The organism is Kribbella capetownensis, from assembly GCF_004331485.1.
Taxonomy (GTDB): Bacteria; Actinomycetota; Actinomycetes; order Propionibacteriales; family Kribbellaceae; genus Kribbella; species Kribbella capetownensis.
In genome coordinates this window covers 22,257-29,976 of sequence record NZ_SJKD01000021.1, presented here as the reverse complement: position 1 = coordinate 29,976, position 7,720 = coordinate 22,257, and the positions used below count along the sequence as shown (strand labels likewise).

Here is a 7,720-nt window from a genome sequence, read left to right as displayed (position 1 = left end):
GAGCTCCCGGCGGGCCATGACGTCGTACTGCTGTCCATGATCATGCACGACTGGACGCCGGAGCAGGACCTGGCGATCCTGCGCAAGTGTTTCGCGGCCTTGCCGTCCGGCGGCCGGATCGTGATCAGCGAGTTGCTGGTCAACGACGAGAAGACCGGCCCACCCGCCGCCGCCTTGATGAGCCTGAACATGTTGGTCGAGACGGCTGGTGGTCGCAACTACACCGCGGCCGAGTACGAGCACTGGCTGCACGCCACCGGCTTCGTAGACGTCCAAACCCTGTCCTTCGAGGCGCCGGGCGCAAACGGCGCGGTCATCGCCCGCAAACCGTGACGACATCGGCCGGACAAGCTACGTCCACCTGACCTCGCAGGTGAACGCGTGGATCGCGACCCTGTTCGGTCCCAAGAACCTCGTTCAGACCCCGGAGGCGCTCGCGGTTCTCGACGACAACCGTGATCAGGTTGGCCCAGAATGCGCGTCCGCTGGCTCCCGCGATCGCGTGCTCCGGGCCCTCACTCATCACGGTTGCCCGTGGCGGACCGGTTGAACCCATAACGGCTGATCAAAAGGGGTAATGATGCCCTGCCAAGCAGCCTCTCCAGGCGTCAGAAGTCTCAGCTCTAAGGCATTCTGGCCCTGGTAGCCGACTCTCGTTGACGCGATTCGCACCACGTTTGATCCCACGGCGATGCTCGACGAGCGACGAGCCTCCACCCGACCCACCATGCCAAGTTCGGCTCTCGCAAGTTCAAGGGCGCGCCTTCGGCGCGCGGGCCCGGCAGCCGGCGGCTGGTGGTCGGATTCCGGGCCGGCATCCCAGTCATCCCGGCGACGCGGGCGTTCGAGACCCGGCATCCGGACGTGGTCGTGGACGTGCAGCGGATGGAATGGGACGACCAGGCACCGATGCTGCTCGACGGCCGCGTCGACGTCGGCTATGTACGGCTGCCGATCGACGAGGCCGGCCTGCACGTGACGCCGCTGTACACCGAGCCGCTCATGGTGGTGCTGCCCGCAGGCCACCGGTGGGCCGGCAAGGAGGAGGTCAGTGAGGCCGACCTGGGCGGCGAGCCGCTGGTCTGGCATGCCGACGCGAGCACGCAGCCCACCAGGCGCCCGCACCCCGACTCCGGGCTCCGGGTGCGCGGGGTGGAGGAGAAGCTCGAGCACGTCGCGGCCGGCGGGGCATCTAGTTCGTGGGGCGTTCGGAGACAGTGTTCTACTCGCGTCCGACATCAGTTACGTACCCATCCCGGAACTCGCGCCCGGCCAGGTGTGCCTTGCGGTGGCGGCATCACGCACTCGCCGCTGGCCGACGACTTCTTCACCGCGGCGCAGGCGACGGCCGAGATCACGGCAGAATGTGGGAACTATGAGGCTTATTCAGGCGGTCCAGTCTAAAGCCGCTGTGGACTGCCGAAATGGGCTGCAATCTCAGTTGCTCGGACACCACTTCTCGCGATCACGTTCGGCATTCGCTGCCCCGTCGGAAATGTAGGTGGTGGTCCAGTCGGTCTTGGCTTGACGTGTCCACTGAAGTGATCTCACCAAGTTCGGTTTGATATAAGCGGGCCTGCCTGTTTCTGTGGGGATGGCTGGCTTTGGAGGCAGGATTTTGGCCCACCTGGAGGTCTGACAGGAACGCCGACCTCCGGGCGGCGCACATCCACCAGCTCGCCGCGCTCCCGACGGCCGCCCTACTCAGCGTCCTGCGCCTCGATCAGGTCGAGGTCGCGGACGCAGAAGCCGTGGTGCTCGAAGGTCTCGTTGAGCACCGTGCCGAGGCACTGGCGCACCGAGCGGCCCCGGGCGTACGGCGGCCAGACATCGTCGTCGGGCACCGGCGCTCGCGCTGCGAGCTGCGCCGCGGTGACCTGGTCGAGCCAGGCCTCGAGCTCGGCGGCCTGTGCGTCACGCACGCTCACGATCTCGTCGAGGGCTGGATCGAGCGAGAGGTCAAGCCCGTGCGCTCCACGGTAGGGCTCGACGGTCGTTCCGATGCCCATCGGCGTGAACAGCTCCGTCGAGCCCAGGCAGCAGCGGCGGAACCACGAGTCGTGGACGAAGACCAGGTGGCGCATCGTCTGCACCGCCGACCACTCGTCGTTCACGCTGCGCTGCTCGATGCCGGGCGTACGGCGGATTCGCTCGACCGTGGCAGCCCAGCCGGCATGGACCTGACGCGATGCCTCGCGCAGATCGGCAGGGTCCTCGGAGCGGATCAGCACCCGCACCGGATGACGCCTGTCGAGCTCTGCCTCGACGTACTCCGTGACCTCGACACCGTTCACCACGAGGTTGGTGATGAGCCCGTCGATCACGGCGTCCTGCATGACGACGCCGATCAGGCGTGCCCCGGTCAGATCACACTCGCGGAACTCCGCACCCTGCAGGTCCTCGTCTATATACCGTGTCATGCTCCGCAGACTAGGTCCAAGCACCGACAAGCCAGCCTCTCCGGCGGGCGTGGAGTCCCGTCTACGCAGGCTGGTGGCGATTCAGAGAGCCCAGTCGCAGAGAGCCCGTGTCGCGCCGGGATTGCATTAGCGGTCCCAGGTGAGGTCGATCGCTCGGGCGAAGGTGACGTATCCGGCGCGGTGGAACGCGTTGGCCATCGGTACGTTGCCGAGGTCGGTGGCGGCTCGGATCCTGGCTGCTCCGTTGTCGGCGAGGATTCTGGTGCCTTCGCCGAGGATCTCGTCGATGTATCCGTGTCCGCGGTGGCGTGGCAGTACGGCGAGATACGCGATGATCGGGTGGTAGTTGTTACGGGCCGGGATCACGAAACCGACCGGCTCACCGTCAGGTAGCGTCGCGACTCGCCACCACTCGCGTGGGCTCGAGTAGCTGAGGAACTCGCTGTCGTACTGGTGGGCGGCGGACTCGGCTGGATCCATCGTCTGCAGTTCGGTCTGGCTGTGCGCATCGAGTGTGCCGTCGAGGACGTCGGTCATGAGGCCGACGAGCTCGGCGCGGTCGGCGACCGGTCTGAAGGTCAGCCGGCCGCTGGGCGTCGGCATGCAGGCGGGCGGCTGCCACTCCAGCCGTAGCCGCTCGACAAACAGCCGGGCGCCGGTGCGTTCGGCGGCGGCGACCCGGTCCTCTACGGCCCGGCGCTCAGCGGGGTCATCACGCCACTGTGCGGACAGCATTCGCCCGTACTCGACCGGGCCGTCCGGAACTACCGCCGCGCTCGCCTCACGTAACAGTCGCTCGCCGATGTCGACGCGGTCCGGTGAGACGTCGTCCAGGTCAAACACGTCCAGCAGGAGCGGCGGCTCGCCGTCCGCGCGGGCCCACCAGGCGACCCGGGCCACGACCACGTCGCCGCGCAGCGCCACCCACAGCCACTCCAGCCGGCGGCGGCCGGCCGCGAGGTCGTCTGCGAGTTCCTCGTTGTACGCATACGGCAAGGTGTTGAAGAGATCCAGCTCAGCGTGGCTGGCGAGAGGTCGAATGATCACCGCCGCAGAGTAGCCCGGCTCGGCCGGGAGGTTGTCGACGCACGGGCGGATGCACAACAACTGGTAGCTACCGAGCGATTTCCCGACGGAATGCAATAAGACGTGCGATGCGTCTGCTGACTTGTCGAGCAGTGGACTTTACGGTTGGGCCGGATTCATCCTGTGATGGTCGTACTTCATGCCCGATGAGTCATCTGATCGTGCCAGTCGTTGAGGACCGCGAAGGAGGAATTGTGGGACGTTTCGACCGTCGCCGCGGTTACCTGTTGATCATCTGCGCATTGGCCCTCGGCCTGGTGGCCGCAACGAACCTGCCGGCGAATGCGGCGCCCGGACGTGTGTCGGTGTTCTCCCCGGGTGCACCAGGGGCCGGGGATCCGTACTTCCCCGACATGGGCAACGGCGGCTACGACGTCAGCCACTACGACATCAGGCTGGCGTTCGACCCCAGGACCAAGGCGATCAACGCGACCACGACGGTCCGTGCCAGAGCCACCCAGAATCTCTCCCGGTTCAACCTGGATTTCCAGGGACCGCTGGAGATCAGCAAGCTCTCTGTCAACGGGCACGACGCGTCTTTCGGCCGTAGCGGTGCGCAGGAGCTGGTGATCACTCCGCGGCACGGCCTGACGCGGGGGAGCACGTTTGTCGTGTCGGTGAGCTACGCAGGCGTCCCGCAGAAGGTCGATGACCCCGCGCTGGGCGTTTCCGGCTGGGTCGCCACCAAGGACGGCGCGGTCGCACTCAATCAGCCCATCGGCGCGGCTACCTACTTCCCGGTGAACGACACCACCGACGACAAGGCGACGTACACCCAGACCATCACCGTGCCGACCGGACTCACCGTCCTGGCCAACGGCGAACCCGGACCGACCACCAAGCACGACGGCCGGACCACCTTTCGTTGGCGGATGAACCAGCCGATGGCCAGCGAGCTGGCCATGATGGCGATCGGGAAGTACAACGTCACCCGCAGTGTGACTGCCGACGGCCGGCCGAACATCACCGCCATCGGCCAGTCGATCGACACGAAAGCCGGCCAGGGCAAGGTGTTCAACCAGACCACGGCGCAGATCGTCCACTGGGAGTCGTCGTTGTACGGCGCTACCCGTTCGACTCGACCGGCGGCATTCTCGCCGACGTCGGCGTCGACTACGCCCTGGAGACGCAGAGCCGACCGGTGTACGACCAGCGCACCAGCCGCGTCGACGGTGACCTGCTCGCCCACGAACTCGGCCACCAGTGGTTCGGAGACAGTCTGACTCCGGTGCACTGGTCGGACATCTGGCTGAACGAAGGCTTCGCCACCTACTCGGAGTGGTTCTACCAGGAACAGTTCAACGGCATCCCGGTGGAACAGAGCTTCGCGCAGGCGTACGCCGGCGAGAAGGACTGGAGTGGCAAGGTCGCCGACCCCGGACGGGATCACATCTTCGACGACCTGGTCTACACCCGCGGGGCGATGACGTTGCAGGCGCTCCGCTTGAAGATCGGCGACCGCGCCTTCTTCCAACTGCTCAACCAGTGGCCGAAGACGTACCGGCACGGCACTGTCTCGACGCGAACCTTCATCCGATTCGTCGAGCACCTGACCCACCGCGACCTCGGCGCGTTCTTCCACACCTGGCTCTACCAGCCAGGCAAACCGAACCTCTGACCATCCGGACGCCACGGCTTGGCCTGCGGTGTTGGTCAGGTAGCGTCGGGGCGTGTTGCTGCCTGAGTCGTCGGTGCCAGGGGCTGATCTGCCGGTCCGGGCGGTTTTGCCTGCGACGGTCCAAGCGGTGCGTTCGCGCGGTACTGCGGTGTTGGTCGCGCCGCCCGGATCAGGAAAGACCTCGCTGCTGCCGCTTGCGTTGAGCGACGCCCTCGGGGGGACGATCATCGTGGCGGAGCCGCGAAGGTTGGCAACCCGCGCGGCTGCGGCCCGGCTGGCGACGCTGGTCGGCGAACCGCTCGGGCAACGGATCGGCTACGCGATGCGCGGTGAACGCAGCGGCGGACGAGGCCTACGTGTCGAGGTGGTGACGACAGGGCTCCTCGTACGGCGTCTGCAGCAGAACCCGGAGCTGCCGGGTGTCGCAGCGGTCGTCATCGACGAGTGCCACGAGCGGCACCTTGATGCCGATCTGCTGCTGGCGTTCTGCGTCGACATCCGGGCGAACCTTCGGGAGGACCTGGCGATCGTTGCGACCTCGGCCACGCCGGACACGGTCAGACTGAGTCGCGCACTGGGCACTGACGTTCCGGCGCCCGTCATCACCGCGTCCGCTGCACTGTTCGACCTGGCCATCGAGTGGGCCCCACCACCGGTCCCCGTACCGCTGCTTCCTGGTGGGCGGGTCGACCCGCGCCTGCTGGACCACGTCGCGACTGTCGTCCAGCGTGCCTGGACCGAGAACGACGGCGACATCCTCGTGTTCGTCCCGGGGGAGGCCGAGGTCAACGGTGTGACTCGGCGATTGGCCGGTCAGAATGTCCTGCCGTTGTTCGGTCGCCAGTCAAGGGCTGAACAGGACCGCGCGTTGGCGTCGGCCGCCACTCGTCGGATCGTGGTGACGACCTCGGTCGCGGAGAGTTCGCTGACTGTGCCCGGGGTCAGGGTTGTGGTCGACTCGGGTCTTGCCCGGGAGCCGCGGACCGATCAGTCCCGTGGCCTCGGTGCGTTGGTCACCTGCCGGGTTTCGAGATCGTCGGCCGATCAGCGAGCGGGTCGCGCCGGGCGGGAGGCACCTGGCCGGGTCTATCGGTGCTGGTCTGCCATCGACCACAGGCATCTCGACGATCATCCGGCGCCGGAGATCGCGACCGCCGATCTGGCGGCTTTCGCCCTCGACCTCGCGGCATGGGGTGCTCCAGCCGGCGACGGTCTGACCTTGCTGGAGCCGCCGCCGGCCGTGGCGATGACCGCGGCCACCGAACTGCTGCGCCGCCTCGATGCCGTTGACGCCAGCGGCCGGATCACCGAACGGGGACGGCGGATGGCGGCGATCGGGGCGCATCCCCGCTTGGCTCGTGCGCTGATGGACGGGGCGCCGCTCATCGGCACCGCCCGGGCCCGCGAGATCGTCGCGATGCTCTCGGACGACTCCGGCCGCGACTTCGGCGATGATCTACCGGCTCGCCTGCGAGCACTCCGCCGCGGCGACGATCGCGGGGCGACGGCCCGCTGGCGAGAGGAAACAAAGCGCCTCGGCCGGGACGCGACGACTGGCGACCCATTGGGTCGACCAACAGGTTGGGGGACGCATGTCGTAGCGGACGACCTCGCGGTGGGGGTTGTGGTGGGGCTGGCGTATCCGGATCGGATCGCGCGGGTCCGGGGAGTCGGCTCGGCGACGTACCAGATGTCTGGTGGTACGGGTGCCACGCTGGATCCGCAGTCGCCGTTGCGGACCACGACCTGGCTGGCGATCGCGGTTGCCGACCGGGCACCCGGTCGCGCCGACGCCAGGATCCGTTCCGCGGCGCCGATCGACGAGCAGACTGCGCGTGACATCGCAGCTGAGCTCGTCTCGACCACCGACCAGATCCGCTGGGACGACGGCCGGATCGTGACGCGGCGCGTCGAGGCACTCGGCGCGATCGTGCTCAACGACGTCCCGCTGGCAAAGCCCGATCCACTGCTCGTCCAAGCGGCCGTCCGCGACGGCATCCGGCGCAGCGGTCTGTCCGTACTGCGTTGGCCGGAGGCCGCTCTGGCCTTGCGGCAGCGGCTCGCGTTCTGCCACGCCCACCTCGGAGCGCCGTGGCCCGCGGTCGACGACAAAGCTTTGCTTGCCGGTCTCGACGAATGGCTGGGTACCGAGCTCGCCTCGGTGCGAGGCGCGCGCGATCTCGCCCGCATCGACGTGGCTTCGGCGCTCCGGCGACTGCTGCCATGGCCCGCAGCCACCCGGTTCGGCGAACTCGCACCGGAACGGCTCGAGGTCCCATCAGGCTCACAAGTGCGACTCACGTACGACGGTGTGGAGCCGCCGGTCCTCGCCGTGAAGCTGCAGGAAGTATTCGGCTGGACTGTCACTCCAGCCGTCGCGGACGGTCGTGTCCCAGTCGTTCTGCACCTACTGTCGCCCGCACGGCGCCCGGTCGCGATCACGAGCGACCTCGCCTCTTTCTGGAAGCAGGGCTATCCCCAGGTCCGAGCCGACCTGCGAGCCCGTTACCCCCGGCATCCATGGCCGGAAGATCCACTCACCGCCGCCCCTACCAAGCGACCAAAACCTCGCCGGTGAACCGAGCCGCAGCCACCT

At 67.6% G+C, this 7,720-nt stretch carries 7 protein-coding genes; 5 read left to right on the top strand and 2 right to left on the bottom strand.

The window, feature by feature from the left end; translation table 11 throughout:
• Together E0H75_RS42730 and E0H75_RS42725 are read left to right on the top strand one after the other, a co-directional pair.
• The coding region (locus tag E0H75_RS42730; RefSeq protein WP_272948993.1) for a methyltransferase at positions 1 to 333 on the top strand (333 nt) is incomplete at its 5' end.
• A 462-nt stretch (positions 334 to 795) separates the two neighbouring features.
• Complete coding sequence (locus E0H75_RS42725) at positions 796 to 1,404, top strand: LysR family substrate-binding domain-containing protein (RefSeq protein WP_202873464.1); 609 nt, start codon at positions 796 to 798, stop codon at positions 1,402 to 1,404.
• A gap of 296 nt (positions 1,405 to 1,700) precedes the next feature.
• On the opposite strand, the gene E0H75_RS42720 is transcribed toward E0H75_RS42725, so the two are convergent.
• Entirely contained in the window at positions 1,701 to 2,420 is a 720-nt protein-coding gene (locus tag E0H75_RS42720) for a DinB family protein (protein WP_131519464.1), read from the bottom strand.
• A 126-nt stretch (positions 2,421 to 2,546) separates the two neighbouring features.
• Positions 2,547 to 3,467 (bottom strand): GNAT family N-acetyltransferase, encoded by a 921-nt coding sequence (locus E0H75_RS42715; protein ID WP_131519463.1) that lies wholly within the window; start codon positions 3,465 to 3,467, stop codon positions 2,547 to 2,549.
• 233 nt (positions 3,468 to 3,700) lie between these two features.
• Between E0H75_RS42715 and E0H75_RS42710 the strand changes: the two genes are divergently transcribed.
• Genes E0H75_RS42710 through hrpB form a run of 3 tightly spaced genes read left to right on the top strand, consistent with a single transcriptional unit; the run spans position 3,701 to position 7,702 of the window.
• Complete coding sequence (locus E0H75_RS42710; protein WP_202873463.1) at positions 3,701 to 4,729, top strand: gluzincin family metallopeptidase; 1,029 nt, start codon at positions 3,701 to 3,703, stop codon at positions 4,727 to 4,729.
• Positions 4,648 to 5,124, top strand: a complete 477-nt coding sequence (locus tag E0H75_RS43860) for a M1 family aminopeptidase (protein WP_202873462.1) — start codon at positions 4,648 to 4,650, stop codon at positions 5,122 to 5,124. The genes E0H75_RS42710 and E0H75_RS43860 overlap by 82 nt, the downstream gene beginning before the upstream one ends.
• A gap of 52 nt (positions 5,125 to 5,176) precedes the next feature.
• On the top strand, positions 5,177 to 7,702 hold the full coding sequence (gene hrpB / locus E0H75_RS42705; RefSeq protein ID WP_131519462.1) for an ATP-dependent helicase HrpB: 2,526 nt from the start codon (positions 5,177 to 5,179) through the stop codon (positions 7,700 to 7,702).
• Positions 7,703 to 7,720: the final 18 nt, after the last annotated feature.

Coding starts and splice junctions, on each gene's coding strand:
- E0H75_RS42720 (WP_131519464.1), bottom strand. CDS start 2,420: ATGACACGGTATATAGACGAGGACCTGCAGGGTGCGGAGTTCCGCGAG.